A 15433-nucleotide genomic window follows, 5' to 3' on the forward strand; every position below is an offset into this window, starting at 1 on the left:
TTAAAGAGGCTCAAAAGACCTCTTTAACCCGTCCTACTTCTCCGCTCATCAACCGCACTTTGATCCCGTGCGGATGGGAGGGTGATTTGGTGAGAATATCACGGACAACCCCTTCGGTTAATCTTCCTGTGGATTGATCCTCTTTGAGGACGATGCTCACCCGTTTGCCCGACATGATATTTTTTCGTTCTTTGCCGTCCATGTGTATCTCCTTAGTTGAGTAGTGTTATAAGTTCTTCGAGTGTTTTGATCCGATGCGCTGCCGCGCTAAAGTCATGCTTTTCGGTAAAGCGGTTGTGGACGATGACACACTCGATCCCTGCCGCAACGGCGGAGCGCAGCCCCCGCTCCGAATCCTCGATAATGATCGTCTCGTGCTTCTCTCCCCCTAATCTCTCCCATCCCATCAAGTAGGGGTCGGGGTAGGGTTTGGCACGGGGGTACTCACCGCTGCAGAGGACGAAGTCCATGTAATCGGCTATCCCTCTGTCGGCATGGATGAGCTCGAAATCGCACCGCAACGCTGAGGTGACGATCCCCATGCGGTATCGGTGTGAGAGTTGTTCTAGTACCTCTTTGACACCGGAAATAGCGATCTCTTCGGTTCGGAGATAGTGTTGATAAAGTTCGTTTCGCTGTGCGCGCCATTTGTCGGTCTCAGAGATCGGTACCCCCGCTTCTTCGGCGATCAAAAAGGCACTCTCTCCTGCGATCATAATGTCGTGGTAGCGATCTTCGCTCAGATGAAATCCCATGGTGTTTAATACCTCGGCGCTGGCAGTGTAGTACCAGTGTTCGGTATCGACGAGTACTCCGTCATTGTCAAAAAGGATCTGTGTTTTCATGGATGGAATTGTACCGTTGTTACCTTACCGTTATCATTACTCTTCTCACCTAGACGAAAAGTATAGATAGAACTGTATTTGCATACCCATAAACAATATTATGCCAAAGGGGAACTATGACGATCGACGTCAATCTGCATCGCACAGACGAGGATTTTTTTGATAATCTTGATGAGATTATGGAAGATAGCATGGTGCAGATGTTTATTTTACATCCGTCGACGATGGCTGAACTCGAACATTCTAAAAAGGTTGCAGCGGAGTATGGGAGTGTTTTTTATTCTATTCCTCTGAGCTTGCATCATGAAGCCGACGAAAATTGTGTAGCTTTTTCGATCCAAAGTGATGAGGATAGTGCTCTTCTCCCAGTATCGGGCAAACCGATCATGATTGATGAATCCCGACTCAATGATGCTGCCGTGTATGATTTGAGCAGCTGTAAAGGGATTATCCTTAATGCGACGCGTGAACATACCGCATTGTCGAATTTTCATCTCGCTCTCGGTGCAGAGAATATAGGAGCGTTTGATACTGATACGTTAAGCGGTTTGAGTATGGATCAGATTGTCCTGCAAAGCAGTTATCCCCTTCATGGATTTGACGAGATTTCCGATGCGGTAAAAGTGATTTCAGATGCTATGCTCCGACCCGAACAGAGTATTATCGCCCGAGCGACGAAAAGTTCATTGGAGTTATTCGGGTTTCGTAAAAGTTGAGAGCGCAGGGGTATAAACAGAGGATAAACACTAAACGCGTTATAATTTTGTTACAACTTGAAATTTTAGGAGACTATATGATTCGTTTTTTGATGCTATCGGTATTGGCTGTTTTGATATTGGGCGGATGCACCGCAAAAGAATTTAACAGTGGTGTAGATGATGGTATAAATGATATTAAACGTGTTGTTCGCGGGACAAACAATTAGTCCCGTAACGGATTTAACACGCTAATACTTCGATGCAATCTTCACCTTTTGGGACGAGACATAAAAAGCTATAGGTTTCGTCACCTAAGGTTTCATAACTATGGGGCACTCCCGCAGGGATCAATAACACATCTCCCTTCCCCGCTTCAATCGTTTGATCACCTATTACAACTTTTGCCCGACCGCTGAGGACGTATTGCTCATGTTCAACGGTATTGGTATGCAAAGGCATATATCCGCCTGCATCGATAGTAAAGTTACGCATGGCAAAATGGGGAGATTCATCCGGAGACAGGAGCATTTTCATACTCACGCCACGACCGGCTTTTTGGGGAGTCGCATCAATGACATCGATTTGTTTGTGGAGAAACATCATAACCTCGTATTTTGTAAATACGGTAGGTTAGCATACTAAAAATATAGGGGAGTTAAAAAGATGAACTCAATCTCGAAGATTGAGCCATGATGGAGGATTGTCGAAACTGAGTTCACTTTCGTGCCAGTCGGTTTTTTCACCGTTACGGGCGTGAAGTTGTCCGCCGATGAGAGTGTATTGTAACCCTGTGACGTTACTGGTAAGCTTTTTACCCTCTTTTAACGCTAATAGAACGGCTTCTTTGCTTTCCATGTGGGTTCCTTTAAATCGGTTCGGAAAAACACCTGATGGTGCCTTAATAGAACGATAAAGGTGACAGGCAGAAAGACTGCCTGTCTGTGCAATTAGATAACGCTAACGTTTTCTGCTTGAGGACCTTTTTCGCCTTCACCGATAGTGAAAGTTACTTTTTGTCCTTCTTCAAGACTTACACGGCCGTAACCAGTGCTGTTGATTTGACGGAAATGTACGAATACGTCTTTACCGCCGTTGTCTTGTTGGATAAATCCAAAACCTTTTTCACTGTTGAACCATTTGACTGTTCCGTTAACTTGATTTGCCATAGCAATTCCTTTGGGTTGTAATACACCTCATTGCTGAAGTGGTCGAAAATATAAAGTGGAGTATTCTAAGGGCGGGTCGTACTGCTAACGGAAGTCATCAATAAAAAGCAAGCCAAAGATGAAACTCTAAATCATCTTTCAATGGAGTTATTATACCTGAAAAAAAACTTAATAGCAAGGAAAGATTTTATTCATGAGCCGTTTTATACTTTGGATTGCACAGTGATTTTTGTCGCTTCGAACAATTCGGCTGCTTTTTGGATCATCGGCTCTTTGAGAACATCGCTGCCGTCAAACTCTTTGACACTTGTTTCATCGCATTGGCTGACACAACTTCCTACACCGATTTCGGCCTCTTCGACCATGGATGCGGGTTCGTCACGTGCTTCGGAAATCGTCTCGGCGGCAAGCGATTTTTCAGGTTCAGCCACTGAGGTATTATCCACAGCTACGCTTTCAGCGGTTTTGGTACACGCATTGGATTTAATCTGGGTATCGATGCCGTAAATCTCACGGACAAACTGTCGGATAATGCCGAAGCTGTTTTTGAGCAGTTCTTTTTCCTCTCCCTCCGCGCAGCTTTCCCAGGTGAGTGTATTATTATCGAAGGAGAGGAAGGTAACATTATTGTTAAAACAGATACCAAGCTCGACACTTCGGTCACTGATCCGCTCACACAGCTGTTCGTAAGGGGATTTTACAGCAGGCGGAGTAGGGGTGACATGGATGGTTGGAGCTTCCGTCACACTGATCGGTGTAGGAGCTTTTGTCGGTGCATGGGAGACACGCGATTCGAGAGATTCGATCATCTCATCGATCTCTTTTATCTTGAGTGCTTCGATCATTTTAAAGAGAACAAGGCTCACGACAAATCCGCCGTCGGCATTGATCGCAAAGAGAGTTTTTGCATCGCTGAGGATGCGGAAAAACCGCTCAATCACGAGGGGGCTGAAACGGTGATCCCCTTCATAGAGACGCTCTTTGAGATAGGCGATAAGCTCATCCACCACCATTTCGGATTCATACGCTTCGAGTTCTTGAAGCATAGCGATTAAACTGTGCCGATCTTTCGCAAAAATGGCATCAAAAAGTCGGCTGATATAATCAGGATCGAGAAGCCCCAGCATATCGGCAACCGTTTTGACATCCACGAATCCTTTGGAATAGATGATGGCCTGATCCATGAGGGTCAAGGTATCACGCAGGCTTCCTGAACCGCTACGGGCTAGGATATCCAATGCTTCAGCTTGGTACTCGATGTTTTCCAGATGGAGGATATGGCTGAGGTGATGGACGATGTTCGGATGACTGATCCGTTTAAATCGAAAATGCTGCGTTCGGCTTAAAATGGTCGGTGGGAGTTTCAGCGGATCGGTGGTTGCTAGGATGAATTTGACGTATTCCGGCGGTTCTTCGAGAGTTTTGAGGAGGGCATTATGTGCTTCTTTGGTAAGCATGTGAACTTCATCGATGATGAAAATTTTGATCTTGGCACTGGCAGGGCGGTATTTGGTGTGTTCGATCAGATCGCGAATATCGTCGATTTTACGGCTGGAAGCGGCATCCATTTCGATGATGTCGATATGACGCCCTTCATTTGCCATGACACAATGACTGCACACATCGCACGGGCTGGAAGTAGGGCCATTTTCACAAATCAGTGATTTGGCAAAAATCCGTGCGGTAGAAGTTTTACCCGATCCGCGAAGTCCTGAGAAAAGATAGGCGTGAGAGAGGCGTTTTGAATCGAGTGCGAGGGATAGGGTTTGGGAAATACTCTCCTGCCCGATGAGTTCTTCGAAACGTCGAGGACGGTATTTGAGTGCGAGTACTTCGGATGTGCCCAATTGAGACCTCTTTGATTTTGTATAAGGGAGTTTACCGTGGATACGATAAATTTTAGATTACAGTGACAGCCACTCTTTGGCAACGCGGCGTAACCCTTCGGGATTTTCAGAGGCAAAAAATTTGAGACTGGTATTCTCAAATCGCTTCGTAAAATCGTAGTGACTTTCCAGATATTCGACAATCGCTTCTCCCGAGTGGATGAGAGAGCTTTTTCCTTCGAAATAGTTATCAATCGCGCGGGCGACGAGAGGGAAGTGAGTACATCCTAGGATAATGGCATCGGGGGTTTTATCTAAGGAAGCGAAATAGTGATGCAAGGCACTCTGGAGCACTTCACCCTCATACAATCCCTCTTCTACAATAGGTACTAAAAGAGAGGTTGCAATGGCGCTGAGATTTTTGTATCCCAACTCGTGAAGACCTTTCTCGTAGGCACCTGATTTGACAGTTGCTTTGGTTCCGAGAATGAGGATATTGGCCTCGGTGGAAGGGATGGCATTTTTGAGTGCCAACACCCCCGGATCGACCACTCCGATAACATCACAATCACTGTGAAGGCGCATTTCGTCGAGGGCATAGGCGCTGACGGTATTGCATGCGGTGATGAGTAAATCGATTTCAAAGTTTTTGAAAAATTCGAGGGCTTCGAGGGAGTAGCGGATAATGGTGTTTTGATCTTTGACCCCATAAGGGACGCGGGCGGTATCGCCGAAGTAGATAATCTCTTCGAAAAGTTTATGCTCCAGCAGCGACTTGACGACGCTTAAGCCTCCGACACCGCTATCAAAGACGCCGACTCTCATCTTATTTGCTTGACTCGTTCATGCTATCAAGAAACTCGATATTCGATTTGCTTTTGAGCATGGTGTTGTAGAGGAAGCGGAGTGCTTCGACTTCGTCTTCTTGTTTATGCAGCATCGAGCGAAGGACAAATACTTTTTGCAAGACATCCGGTCCGAGGAGGAGTTCCTCTTTACGGGTTCCTGATTTGAGAATATCGATCGCAGGGAAAATACGGCGATCGGAGATTTTACGGCTGAGGACAATCTCGGAGTTACCGGTCCCTTTGAACTCTTCGAAAATGACTTCATCCATACGGCTTCCTGTATCGACAAGGGCCGTTGCGATGATCGTGAGACTTCCGCCGTTTTCGATGTTACGTGCGGCACCGAAGAAACGTTTCGGTTTGTGCAAGGCATTGGCGTCAACCCCACCCGAGAGAACTTTTCCCGAACTCGGTGTGACGGTGTTATACGCACGTGCTAGACGAGTGATGGAGTCGAGGAGAATGACAACGTCTTTACCAAGTTCAACACGTCGTTTTGCCCGTTCGATGACCATTTCGGCTACTTTAACGTGGTTTTTAGCCGGTTCATCAAAGGTGGAACTGTAGACTTCCCCTTTAACAGAGCGCTCCATATCGGTAACCTCTTCGGGACGTTCATCGACGAGAAGAACCATCAACTCTACTTCAGGATGATTGTTGGTTACACCGTGAGCAATCTCTTTCATAAGTTCTGTTTTACCAGAGCGGGGAGGGGCAACAATAAGACCGCGCTGACCTTTACCGATTGGAGAGAACAAATCCATCATCCGTCCGGTCAATTTGGTCGGCTGGTATTCGAGTTTGAGCTGTTCGAGCGCATAAAGCGGGGTAAGGTTTTCAAAAAGAGGTCGTTTTTTAGACTCTTCCGGAGGGAGATAGTTGATCGCTTCGACTTTAAGGAGGGCATAGTAGCGCTCTTGGTCTTTGGGTGCACGTACCTGACCGGTAACGATATCCCCGTTACGCAGGGCGAAACGGCGAATCTGTGTACTGGAAACATAGGCATCATGAAGTGAATCGCTGAACCCTTGATCCACAGCACGTAAAAAGCCGTAACCGTCCTGCATAATTTCCAAAATACCCGTAAAGAGGATGAATCCCCCTTGCTGTACTTGGGTTTTTAAGATTTCGAAAATCAAATCTTGACGTTTGAGTTCGTTAGGATCTTCGATGCTTAATGAGGTAGCAATCTCAAGAAGATCTTCAAGCTTTTTGGTACGTAGTGCTTCGATCGTGAACCCATCAACAGGGATGTGAGTACGATTTTTCGAGTTATTTCGAGGAGTTTTTGCGGTATCGCTCATGCGTGGAATGCCTTAAAGTGTGTGGATTTAATCGGCGAGTACTAGGTGAGATGTCATTGACAGGTCATGGTATTTGTTCCGACATTATAAACTATCGAGAAGCAGGTTGTCAAGAAAACTTTCTTATAGCCTCTTTCAGTAACGGTTCAGCAAGTATAAGGAAATATATTAGATAAATTTATTATTCAAATTTTTATTGTTGTGTAATATTACTTTAATGAAGCAAGGACGTTGGATGGGGTGGGTATATAATTTTTCGATAAAAACAATTTTAAAAGTGGTAATGTCTGTTATCGGGTTGTTATTGATTGTAAACACGGTTATTGAATACAAGTTTTCAAAAGATGTTGACAGCATGCTGCAAACCCAAAGTCAAGAAAGTATCCCTCAGGCAATTGATTATATCAACCTCAAAATTAATGTTATCCAAATCCAACAGTGGCTTACGGATATCTCAGCGACACGGGGAGCCAAAGGATATGATGACGGGTTTGGCGAAGCAGAAAAGTATTACCAAAACGCCAATGCCATTATAGAAAAACTATTGGTTCAGTATCAAAATAATCCTAAGAAAAAAGAAGAAATTACACAATTCAAAAATGATTTGGATGATTATTATGCGGTAAGCAAAAAGATGGCAGAGGCTTATGTTTCAGGAGGCCCAGAGCAGGGAAATGCGTTGATGGGCAAAGTGGATCCTTATGCGGAAGCATTGTCTAAACGTTTGGACTCGTGGAGCGATGAATATATCAAAGAGGTTGAAGAGAGCTCTAAAAACATCGCAGAATACAACGCTTCAGCAAAATTTTGGGTATTGCTTTTGTCTATTATATTGTTTGTGGTTGTTATGGTCAGTTTTGGTGTTGTTGCACTTATTTTGGAAGGTGTAAAGCATCTTATTACTCGGATCGGTTATTTGGATCAATTGGATTTAAGCAAATCACAGTCTATGAACGGGAAAAATGAAATTGCTTTTATTGCCTCTCATCTTGAAAGTTTACGATGTAAACTCAGCAGCGTTATCGGTCATGCGAAAGATACTTCGAATGAAAATGCGTCGGTTGCACATGAACTTTCCGTTACTTCACTGCGTGTAGGAAAAACCGTGGAAGAGACGGTTGATGTTATTAACCAAGTAGTGCGTAAAGTGGAAGCGATCCATTCCGATACACAAAATATTATTGATAAAGCACAACAAAATAAAATGGAAATTATAGATGCCGGTAATGCACTTAGCGTAACTGCTTCAAAAATTACGGCATTGACGGCACAGGTACAAAAAAGTTCGCAAACTGAGAATGATATGGCGATTCGTATTCAGCAGTTAAGTAACGATACAAAGCAGGTAAAAGAAGTGCTCGGAATCATTTCCGATATTGCTGATCAGACGAATCTGCTTGCTCTTAATGCTGCGATTGAAGCAGCTCGAGCCGGAGAACATGGTCGCGGCTTTGCCGTTGTAGCGGATGAAGTACGTAAATTGGCTGAGCGTACTCAGAAGAGCTTGGTTGAAATCCAAACCACGATTAATATTATTGTTCAGGCTATTATGGAAACAAGTGAAGAGATGAATCAAAGTTCAAAAAATATGTATCAACTAGCTACTATTTCGGATGAAGCTGAAGGTGAAATTGAACGAGCTTCTTCCAGTATGCTTACCGCAACACACACCACACAAGAGACTGTTTCCATTATCAGTCACACGGTTGAGATGATTGCAACAATCAATAAAGAAATCCAGCAGATTGATATGTTGAGCAGTTCCAACGCCCGCAGTGTTGAAGAAATTGCTGCCGCAGCAGATCATCTTCATGTTATGACTGAAAATTTAAATACCCGCTTGAATGAATTTAAAGACTAAGCAGCTCTTGTATTTTATCGTATGGATCGAGTTGTGAACGATTTTTGCTAGAAGTGTTAATGAAGAAAAATAAACATATTTAAAAGGTTCAGCTTGTTCGATTTTTTTAAAAAGCAAACCGAAGTAACTCCCGCAGTTGAAGCGGTGGTAGAGACTCCCAGAGATTTTACCAACTCGATCGGGATGGAGTTTCTCTATATCGATGGCGGAGAATTTACGATGGGGCGCAATCCGCAATATAATGAAGGCGGCGATGTCGAATCACCTGCGCATCCGGTGAAAGTGGGTGGCTTTTGGATCGCCAAATATCCTGTAACACAGGAACAATATTTCAAACTTACCCGAGTCAATCCTTCTTATTTTAAAAATGACAAGGTGGAAGAGGAGAGTTCCCGCCGTCATCCGGTGGAACAGGTGAGCTGGTTTGATGCCAAAGCTTTTGTGGAGCTTCTCAACCGATATGAGGGGAAAACACGATTTTATGCTCTTCCGAGCGAAGCGCAGTGGGAATACGTTGTTAAAGCGGGAGGAAATACCCGTTTCACCTTCGGCGATTCGGAAGCACTGCTTGATGATTACGCGATTTATGAATACAGTTCAAACGGAAGAACGGCGGTTGTTGACAATAAAACCCCTAACCGTTTAGGGGTTCACGGGTTACTCGGCAATATATGGGAGTGGTGTGAAGATGACTTTTTTGCCAACTATAACGGTGCGCCGAGTGATGGACGACCTCGTATCGGCGGAGCCGAGGGAGAATCGTTTAAAGTTCGCCGCGGCGGAAGTTATAAAACCGGTTATTTATGTTTAAGAAGTGCATTTCGGGGATATTCGCGTCCTGATTTGACCGCTAATGATATCGGATTTCGTCTGGTTATCAACGGTGATCCTCTGAAGTAAAAAAAGTTATTAAAACGTTCCGAGAATAAAATCCTCGAAACTACGCTAACGCTATGTTTCCTTCGGCAGGAAGCCCACGCGCAGATGGACGCGCTATAAAAATTCACCATCTACGTATAGCCATTTTCCCTCAACTTTTAAAAAGCGGCTTTTCTCTTTGAGAATACCGTGATCTAACATCGCTTCAAACGTGACAAATGCCTCTTCCTTCCCATCGATAAATTCACTGATTTTTAATCCTAAAAACTGAGTATTGTGAAAGAACTCTAGAATACTTTTTCTCCATATCTCTTTATCTTCTGTGTAATCAGGATTGTTCGGATGGGTCGTTGCCATAATATAATCGGCTAATCCCAATGCATATGCGCTGTAGCGTGAGCACATGAGTTTTTGAGCATTAGAAGGAAGAACCCCTCGGTGATAGGGGAAACAGCAGTTTTTATATTTTTCGCCGCTATGGCAAGGACAAGGCGAATTTACAGATATTTTCATGATGTCATAATAGTGAACCGTTTCTTGAAAATTGCTTATTATAAATAATTTTTGTTAATAAGGATTGAATAAGCGTGAAGCGAGTACTCTACTTTATTGAAGATAACTCATCCGAACAAAAGAGGAGGGGCAAGATGTCCTATTTTATCTGGCTCATGTTAGCGGTTGCGGCATTTGTGGTGGAGATGACATTACCGACTTTTTTTGCTTTATTCGCAGGCATCGGCTTTATTTTTGCAGCATCAGCCGCTTTTTTCTTTCCCGAATCGCTTGTGCTCCAGTTGGTTATTGCCTCGGTTTTCATGGTTATTGGAGCGATAATATTTAAAAAACGGGGTTTCGGAGATGATCCGCGCGACGCGGTTGGAACACACAACGAATTTATAGGGATTGCCGGAACTGTAAAAACAGCGTTATCTCCTCACCAAGAGGGAGAAGTGGAATTGTATGAAGCGATTGTAGGGAGCCGTCACTGGCCGGCTGTTTCAGAAGATAATGAGATTGATGAGGGTACAGAAATACGGGTAGTGAAGCTCAATGGCAATACTTTGATCGTTGAAAAAAGCTAAGAAGGGATTTCTATGGATACAAGTATTATTTTTTCGCTGGTACTGGTTGTTGCGGCGATTTATAGTCTTTCGCAAATGGTTCGAATCGTTCCTCAAGGGGAGGAATGGGTCGTCGAGAGGCTGGGTAAATACCATACGACCCTTTTACCGGGTCTCCATTTATTGATACCTATCGTCGATATTGTGGCCTATAAGATTGTGACGAAAGAGCTGATCCAGCAGACGCGCGAGCAAGAGGTCATCACTAAAGACAATGCCGTCGTCATTATTAGTGCGGTGGTTTTTTACCGCGTTACCGATCCAGGGAAAGCGTCCTATTCGATCAGCAATTTTGAGAGTGCCGTTGCGAATATGACGACAACGACATTGCGCGCCGTTATCGGGGGGATGACGCTGAACGCTTCACTTTCTCAGCGTGATGTCATTAAAGCGGAGGTTGCGGAAAAAATCCGTGATTCGCTGAGCGGATGGGGACTGACTCTGGGTAATCTGGAAGTTCAGGATATCCGTCCGAGTCCGAATTTGCAAGAAGCAATGGAACGGCAAGCGGCAGCCGATCGTGAGCGTGAAGCGGCAATATTGATCGCTGACGGACAAAAGCGGGCTGCCATCGCCAAAGCGGAAGGGTTAAGAGAGTCGATGATTCTCGAAGCACAGGGAAGACTGGAATCGGCAAAACTGGATGCACAAGCCAAAGTGGAACTGGCCGAAGGGGATCGAAAGTCCATGGGCCTGATCGCTGAAGGGATCACCGCAGGGGAGGCGGCACCTCATTTCCTCCTCGCACAACACTATATCAATAGTGTCAAAAAACTGAGCGAATCGGGCAATTCAAAGGTAGTCTTTATGCCTGCCGACTGGCAGCAAAGTCTTGCCGGTGCAGTAGGAGCACTGGGATATTTGGGAACGTCACTTGGGGATAAAAAGTAGGGCAATTTGCCAACTTTTTTAGCTCTTAGGGGTGATTGGCTATAATCACTTTATGATATATTTACTAATACCCTTAACCATTATCCTTATTGCAGTTGCGTGGGCGCTGATCCGCGCACGCCAAGAATACTCGCTTATGCACGCGCATGCTCTCCAACTCCAAGAACAACTCACCCAAGAACACAATCTTCGTAGTGAAACAGAACGAAAATATGAGAGTCAAAGAATGGATTATCATGCGCTGGAGCGGGATTTCGCAGTACTGCACACGCGACATGAGGAATCAGCTCGTGCTTTTGAAGAAAAAATTCGTCTCCTCGATGAGGCGAAACTGCAGATGAAAGCGCAGTTCGAACATTTGGCCACCCAGATTTTCGATCAAAAAGCCAAAACATTCGACGAAGCGCATACCAAAGGGCTTGACCTCCTCTTAAAGCCGTTCCGCGAGCAAATTTCGCAGTTTGCCACACAGAGCAAGGAGCAGTTTATCCACGATGCCAAAGAGCGTCAAAGTATCAAAGACGAAATCCTCCGTCTCAAAACCCTCAATGAGCGTCTAAGTGAAGATGCGATCAATCTCACCAATGCCCTTAAGGGGGAGAATAAAACCCAGGGGAACTGGGGAGAGATCGTATTGGAGCGGATTTTAGAGGAGTCGGGGCTGCGCGAGGGGCATGAATACGAAACCCAAAATACCTACAGCGATGAAGAGGGAAAAAAATTCCGCCCCGACGTTATTGTCCATCTGCCGCAGAACAAAGATATCATCATCGACTCGAAGGTCTCTTTGGTCGCCTACGATGCCTTTATTCGTGCCGACACGGATGAAGAACGTGCCCATGCCCTCAAACAGCATCTTCTTTCAATTCATGCCCATATCAAAGGTCTCAGCGGCAAACGGTACGAACAGCTCAGCGGAGTACGGACACTCGATTTTGTGTTGCTATTTATGCCGATTGAGGGGGCATTTTTACTTGCATTGGAGCAGGATAATACGTTCTTTAAAACGGCGTATGAGCAAAACATCGTCGTTGTCTCCCCGTCTACGCTATTGGTTACGCTACGCACCATCGAACATATCTGGCGAAGTGAGTATCAGGAACGTAACGCCAAAGCGATAGCGGAATCGGCTGAAGCGCTGTATGAAAAACTGGTGGCATTTGTCGAGGACATGGAGAAGATCGGCGAACAGATCGGACGTACCCAAAAAAGCTATGAGGGGGCGATGAATAAACTCTCAACCGGAAAAGGGAATCTTATCCGGCGTGTCGAGTCGATGCGGAAGTTGGGTTTGAAGCCGAAGAAGTTGCTTCCATCGTCGGTGATTGATGATGAGGTAGAAGATGAAAATTGAGTTATAATATCTTCACTTTAATAATGAATAATAGATAAAAATAGGGAACCATAGAGATGACATCAAAACTTCATATCCTCTCTTTTCTATCCGATCACAAAGAGTCACTTAAACAAAATTTCGGTGTAACTCAGATCGGATTATTCGGCAGTTATGCACGTGATGAGGCAAATGAAGAGAGTGATGTCGATATTGCCGTTGAGATCGAAGCTCCTAACAAATTTAGAAGTTTTTTTGGATTGAAAAATTATCTCGAAACCAATCTTTATCCCAAAATTGATTTGGGGATCGAAAGCACGTTGAAGCCTATTGCAAAAGAGTTTATTCAAAAAGAGATTATTTATGTCTAAGCGGGATCATCGTCTTTACGTCGAGGATATATTAGAATCTGTGCGAGCGGTTGAAAGTTATGTTGAGGGGATCGATTTCGATGCGTTTCTCAATGACCGTAAAACGTACAGCGCGACGATTAGAGAATATATCATTATCGGAGAAGCAATCAGTGCGATTATCGATCTTTTAGAAGAGCGGTTTCCAGATTATGAATGGCGAATGGTTAAAGATTTTCGTAATTTCATCGTGCATGAGTATTTTGGTGTTGATCCGAGGATCGTGTGGGATTTGACGATTCAAGAATTGCCAATATTGAAAGAAAAGATCGAGTTATTGGATCAATAATCAATAGTATGGAATACGATCCCGGTACTCTTATTTTCTTATAAATGGGGAATCTTCACTTTAGAGTTTAGTAACGCTCCGATGATAATCATCAGGGCGAGTACCCCCATCCATCCGATAAATCCTGATCCCAACCATACAAGCCATAAAAGAATTGCTCCCAGCGGTGTTGGAACCCCTGTAAAATGTTTGGCTACCTCTCCGACATCGGCGTTGATGTTAAATTGGATCAAACGGCGCAAACCGCTAATGACGTAGTAGATCGACGCGATAGAGGTGATGATGAGCGGTAGTCCTGAGAGGTTTGTGTAGACTGATTGGAAGATAAAAAAGGTGGGGACGAGGACGAAGCTGAGAAAATCGGCAAACGAGTCGAGCTGAATTCCGAATTCATTGGAAAGGCCGAATTTACGGGCGATTTTACCGTCGATAATGTCAAAAGCTCCCCCCATCCATGCGAGTACAACGGCGACCATAAAATGATTTTGGGTAATGAAATAGGTGGCGAGAAGACCGCAGGTGATATTTGCCATTGTTACTAAGTTGGCAAGGTTAAAGTGACTGGTTGAGCGCCATAAGAATTGCATAAAAGTCCTATTATTGTATTATTCAAATTGAAATTATAACCAAAGCCGGCAAAATAGGCCTAATTGAAAAAGGTTATCATTATTAAGGATATTATAAGTTGATAATGTTTATCATTCTATCTATAGCAATGTGTAAGGAAGAGAGATGAAGCGTGTTGTCCTAATCAGTTTAGTAGCCGCAGCCGCTTTAAACGCAGTAAGCATCGACGAAGCGTTTAAAAGTGGAAAAGTAAGCGGACAGATTCGTACCGCATATGTGAATCAAGACAATGCAATCGATACTGATACCTATGGAACGTCTGTAGGCGGGCGGCTTAAGTACGAGACGGCTACATGGAATAACGTGACACTCGGTATTGCCGCTTACGTCAGTGAAAAACTTTCGTTTGCCAGTGGAAACGGGGAGAAGTTAAATCCTGATTTCTTTGATACATACGGAAACTCTTTTGTGTATTTAGGAGAAGCGTATATCGATTACAGCGCGGATGATGTGTCCGTGCGTATCGGTCGGCAAATGGTCGATACCCCTTTTATGGAAACCGATGATGTTCGGTTTCTTCCTAACAGTTTTGAAGCGGCGATTGTTTCTTACAGCGGTATTGAAAAAACAACTGTGATTGCAGGATATGCACAGCGATGGGCAGGATATGATTCTCCAACAGGTCATAATGATAGCTTGAACGAATTTAAAAAATTCGGTGAAAATCATGACAGCAGCGGAGTGTATTTGGTAGGAATAACCAATGAAAGTTTCGAGAATATTGGATTGCAGGGATGGCTTTATAAGATCAATCAATATTCTGACATTTTCTATACGGATGCAACATACACAAAGAGACTGGGCGAAACCTCCACGGTAGAGTTGAGTGTGCAATATGCCCTTTTCGATGAAGATAAAGATACCCAAGGAAATGAAACAGGGATTGACGGACATATTTACGGTGCAGGGATAAATGTAAACATAGGAATGATAACACTGGGTACAGCCTATAACCGTACTTCCAATACGAATGGGAAGTTTATTACCAACGGTTTGGGCGGAGGACCCTATTACACGTCAATGGAAGAGATGACTATTGATGGCTTGGAAGATGCAAAAGCATATCAGGTTAGTGCTGAAATCGATATGACTGATGTAGGGATCGAAGGGCTGAAATTTGCAACGTTGTACGGTGATTTCAGAGGAAAAAATCAAAATTTGGATGCCAAAGTAAGCGAATTTGACATTGTTGCAGCCTATACACTAGATGAAAATATATGTGCCGATATGAGTTATGCCAGGGTCAATGATAAAAACAAAAACACTAGTGATACCGGAACAGATGGCGGATATGACCGCTTTTTGGTGCGTTTAAATTATAGCTTTTAAGAAGGA

The 15433-nt window shown here is 44.2% G+C and carries 20 protein-coding genes; 10 read left to right on the forward strand and 10 right to left on the reverse strand.

Annotated elements, in window-relative coordinates; all coding sequences use genetic code 11:
• Positions 1 to 10: 10 nt before the first annotated feature.
• Positions 11 to 202 carry a YwbE family protein gene (locus PHI47_RS05870; protein ID WP_295012656.1) on the reverse strand — a complete coding sequence of 64 codons (192 nt, stop codon included), beginning with the start codon at positions 200 to 202 and terminating at the stop codon, positions 11 to 13.
• A 10-nt stretch (positions 203 to 212) separates the two neighbouring features.
• Positions 213 to 845: an HAD family phosphatase gene (locus PHI47_RS05875; protein ID WP_299934910.1), complete on the reverse strand. Its 633-nt coding sequence runs from the start codon at positions 843 to 845 to the stop codon at positions 213 to 215.
• Positions 846 to 961: 116 nt separating this feature from the next.
• Here PHI47_RS05875 and PHI47_RS05880 point away from each other — a divergent pair, with 116 nt between their 5' ends.
• Together PHI47_RS05880 and PHI47_RS05885 are read left to right on the forward strand one after the other, a co-directional pair.
• A complete protein-coding gene (locus PHI47_RS05880) occupies positions 962 to 1561 on the forward strand; it encodes a hypothetical protein (protein WP_299934913.1) in 600 nt (199 codons plus the stop codon).
• A gap of 77 nt (positions 1562 to 1638) precedes the next feature.
• Positions 1639 to 1770 carry a hypothetical protein gene (locus PHI47_RS05885; protein WP_299934916.1) on the forward strand — a complete coding sequence of 44 codons (132 nt, stop codon included), beginning with the start codon at positions 1639 to 1641 and terminating at the stop codon, positions 1768 to 1770.
• Positions 1771 to 1783: 13 nt separating this feature from the next.
• Here the strand turns inward: PHI47_RS05885 and PHI47_RS05890 are convergent, their stop codons facing one another.
• The 6 genes from PHI47_RS05890 to rho form a co-directional block, all read right to left on the reverse strand.
• Positions 1784 to 2146 (reverse strand): cupin domain-containing protein, encoded by a 363-nt coding sequence (locus PHI47_RS05890; RefSeq protein ID WP_299934918.1) that lies wholly within the window; start codon positions 2144 to 2146, stop codon positions 1784 to 1786.
• 66 nt (positions 2147 to 2212) lie between these two features.
• Positions 2213 to 2398 carry a hypothetical protein gene (locus PHI47_RS05895; RefSeq protein WP_299934920.1) on the reverse strand — a complete coding sequence of 62 codons (186 nt, stop codon included), beginning with the start codon at positions 2396 to 2398 and terminating at the stop codon, positions 2213 to 2215.
• 92 nt (positions 2399 to 2490) lie between these two features.
• Entirely contained in the window at positions 2491 to 2709 is a 219-nt protein-coding gene (locus PHI47_RS05900; RefSeq protein WP_299923813.1) for a cold-shock protein, read from the reverse strand.
• A 203-nt stretch (positions 2710 to 2912) separates the two neighbouring features.
• Entirely contained in the window at positions 2913 to 4556 is a 1644-nt protein-coding gene (locus PHI47_RS05905) for a DNA polymerase III subunit gamma/tau (protein WP_299934923.1), read from the reverse strand.
• Between the two features lie 57 nt (positions 4557 to 4613).
• Positions 4614 to 5360 carry a glutamate racemase gene (murI, locus tag PHI47_RS05910; RefSeq protein WP_299934926.1) on the reverse strand — a complete coding sequence of 249 codons (747 nt, stop codon included), beginning with the start codon at positions 5358 to 5360 and terminating at the stop codon, positions 4614 to 4616.
• A 1-nt stretch (position 5361) separates the two neighbouring features.
• Positions 5362 to 6687 (reverse strand): transcription termination factor Rho, encoded by a 1326-nt coding sequence (gene rho, locus PHI47_RS05915; RefSeq protein ID WP_299934929.1) that lies wholly within the window; start codon positions 6685 to 6687, stop codon positions 5362 to 5364.
• Between the two features lie 217 nt (positions 6688 to 6904).
• On the opposite strand from rho, the gene PHI47_RS05920 reads away from it, so the two are divergent.
• Both PHI47_RS05920 and PHI47_RS05925 read left to right on the forward strand, forming a co-directional pair.
• Entirely contained in the window at positions 6905 to 8548 is a 1644-nt protein-coding gene (locus tag PHI47_RS05920) for a methyl-accepting chemotaxis protein (protein ID WP_299934932.1), read from the forward strand.
• Between the two features lie 93 nt (positions 8549 to 8641).
• Positions 8642 to 9448 (forward strand): formylglycine-generating enzyme family protein, encoded by an 807-nt coding sequence (locus PHI47_RS05925; protein WP_299934934.1) that lies wholly within the window; start codon positions 8642 to 8644, stop codon positions 9446 to 9448.
• 93 nt (positions 9449 to 9541) lie between these two features.
• Here PHI47_RS05925 and PHI47_RS05930 read toward each other — a convergent pair whose 3' ends face one another.
• The gene (locus PHI47_RS05930; protein WP_299934936.1) at positions 9542 to 9940 is read right to left on the reverse strand and encodes a YchJ family metal-binding protein; all 399 of its coding nucleotides are present in this window, start codon (positions 9938 to 9940) and stop codon (positions 9542 to 9544) included.
• A gap of 134 nt (positions 9941 to 10074) precedes the next feature.
• Here PHI47_RS05930 and PHI47_RS05935 point away from each other — a divergent pair, with 134 nt between their 5' ends.
• Genes PHI47_RS05935 through PHI47_RS05955 form a run of 5 tightly spaced genes read left to right on the forward strand, consistent with a single transcriptional unit; the run spans position 10075 to position 13471 of the window.
• Positions 10075 to 10509 carry an NfeD family protein gene (locus tag PHI47_RS05935; RefSeq protein ID WP_299934939.1) on the forward strand — a complete coding sequence of 145 codons (435 nt, stop codon included), beginning with the start codon at positions 10075 to 10077 and terminating at the stop codon, positions 10507 to 10509.
• A 12-nt stretch (positions 10510 to 10521) separates the two neighbouring features.
• Entirely contained in the window at positions 10522 to 11439 is a 918-nt protein-coding gene (locus PHI47_RS05940) for an SPFH domain-containing protein (protein WP_299934942.1), read from the forward strand.
• 52 nt (positions 11440 to 11491) lie between these two features.
• Positions 11492 to 12793 carry a DNA recombination protein RmuC gene (locus PHI47_RS05945; protein WP_299934945.1) on the forward strand — a complete coding sequence of 434 codons (1302 nt, stop codon included), beginning with the start codon at positions 11492 to 11494 and terminating at the stop codon, positions 12791 to 12793.
• A gap of 56 nt (positions 12794 to 12849) precedes the next feature.
• Positions 12850 to 13143: a nucleotidyltransferase family protein gene (locus PHI47_RS05950; protein ID WP_299934948.1), complete on the forward strand. Its 294-nt coding sequence runs from the start codon at positions 12850 to 12852 to the stop codon at positions 13141 to 13143.
• The gene (locus tag PHI47_RS05955; protein ID WP_299934951.1) at positions 13136 to 13471 is read left to right on the forward strand and encodes a DUF86 domain-containing protein; all 336 of its coding nucleotides are present in this window, start codon (positions 13136 to 13138) and stop codon (positions 13469 to 13471) included. Before PHI47_RS05950 ends, PHI47_RS05955 begins: the two co-directional genes overlap by 8 nt.
• A 38-nt stretch (positions 13472 to 13509) precedes the next feature.
• On the opposite strand, the gene PHI47_RS05960 is transcribed toward PHI47_RS05955, so the two are convergent.
• Entirely contained in the window at positions 13510 to 14058 is a 549-nt protein-coding gene (locus PHI47_RS05960) for a CDP-alcohol phosphatidyltransferase family protein (protein WP_299934954.1), read from the reverse strand.
• Positions 14059 to 14203: 145 nt separating this feature from the next.
• Here PHI47_RS05960 and PHI47_RS05965 point away from each other — a divergent pair, with 145 nt between their 5' ends.
• Entirely contained in the window at positions 14204 to 15427 is a 1224-nt protein-coding gene (locus tag PHI47_RS05965; protein ID WP_299934957.1) for an OprD family outer membrane porin, read from the forward strand.
• Positions 15428 to 15433 lie beyond the last annotated feature (6 nt).

It is taken from the genome of Sulfuricurvum sp., assembly GCF_028713855.1.
In the GTDB taxonomy this organism is placed as follows: domain Bacteria; phylum Campylobacterota; class Campylobacteria; order Campylobacterales; family Sulfurimonadaceae; genus Sulfuricurvum.

Bases quoted from the DNA above. Each gene is read 5' to 3' on its own strand.
- PHI47_RS05870 (WP_295012656.1), bottom strand. From the start codon at position 202: ATGGACGGCAAAGAACGAAAAAATATCATGTCGGGCAAACGGGTGAGC.
- PHI47_RS05875 (WP_299934910.1), bottom strand. From the start codon at position 845: ATGAAAACACAGATCCTTTTTGACAATGACGGAGTACTCGTCGATACC.
- PHI47_RS05880 (WP_299934913.1), top strand. From the start codon at position 962: ATGACGATCGACGTCAATCTGCATCGCACAGACGAGGATTTTTTTGAT.
- PHI47_RS05885 (WP_299934916.1), top strand. From the start codon at position 1,639: ATGATTCGTTTTTTGATGCTATCGGTATTGGCTGTTTTGATATTGGGC.
- PHI47_RS05890 (WP_299934918.1), bottom strand. From the start codon at position 2,146: ATGATGTTTCTCCACAAACAAATCGATGTCATTGATGCGACTCCCCAA.
- PHI47_RS05895 (WP_299934920.1), bottom strand. From the start codon at position 2,398: ATGGAAAGCAAAGAAGCCGTTCTATTAGCGTTAAAAGAGGGTAAAAAG.
- PHI47_RS05900 (WP_299923813.1), bottom strand. From the start codon at position 2,709: ATGGCAAATCAAGTTAACGGAACAGTCAAATGGTTCAACAGTGAAAAA.
- murI (WP_299934926.1), bottom strand. From the start codon at position 5,360: ATGAGAGTCGGCGTCTTTGATAGCGGTGTCGGAGGCTTAAGCGTCGTC.
- rho (WP_299934929.1), bottom strand. From the start codon at position 6,687: ATGAGCGATACCGCAAAAACTCCTCGAAATAACTCGAAAAATCGTACT.
- PHI47_RS05920 (WP_299934932.1), top strand. From the start codon at position 6,905: ATGAAGCAAGGACGTTGGATGGGGTGGGTATATAATTTTTCGATAAAA.
- PHI47_RS05930 (WP_299934936.1), bottom strand. From the start codon at position 9,940: ATGAAAATATCTGTAAATTCGCCTTGTCCTTGCCATAGCGGCGAAAAA.
- PHI47_RS05935 (WP_299934939.1), top strand. From the start codon at position 10,075: ATGTCCTATTTTATCTGGCTCATGTTAGCGGTTGCGGCATTTGTGGTG.
- PHI47_RS05940 (WP_299934942.1), top strand. From the start codon at position 10,522: ATGGATACAAGTATTATTTTTTCGCTGGTACTGGTTGTTGCGGCGATT.
- PHI47_RS05945 (WP_299934945.1), top strand. From the start codon at position 11,492: ATGATATATTTACTAATACCCTTAACCATTATCCTTATTGCAGTTGCG.
- PHI47_RS05950 (WP_299934948.1), top strand. From the start codon at position 12,850: ATGACATCAAAACTTCATATCCTCTCTTTTCTATCCGATCACAAAGAG.
- PHI47_RS05955 (WP_299934951.1), top strand. From the start codon at position 13,136: ATGTCTAAGCGGGATCATCGTCTTTACGTCGAGGATATATTAGAATCT.
- PHI47_RS05960 (WP_299934954.1), bottom strand. From the start codon at position 14,058: ATGCAATTCTTATGGCGCTCAACCAGTCACTTTAACCTTGCCAACTTA.
- PHI47_RS05965 (WP_299934957.1), top strand. From the start codon at position 14,204: ATGAAGCGTGTTGTCCTAATCAGTTTAGTAGCCGCAGCCGCTTTAAAC.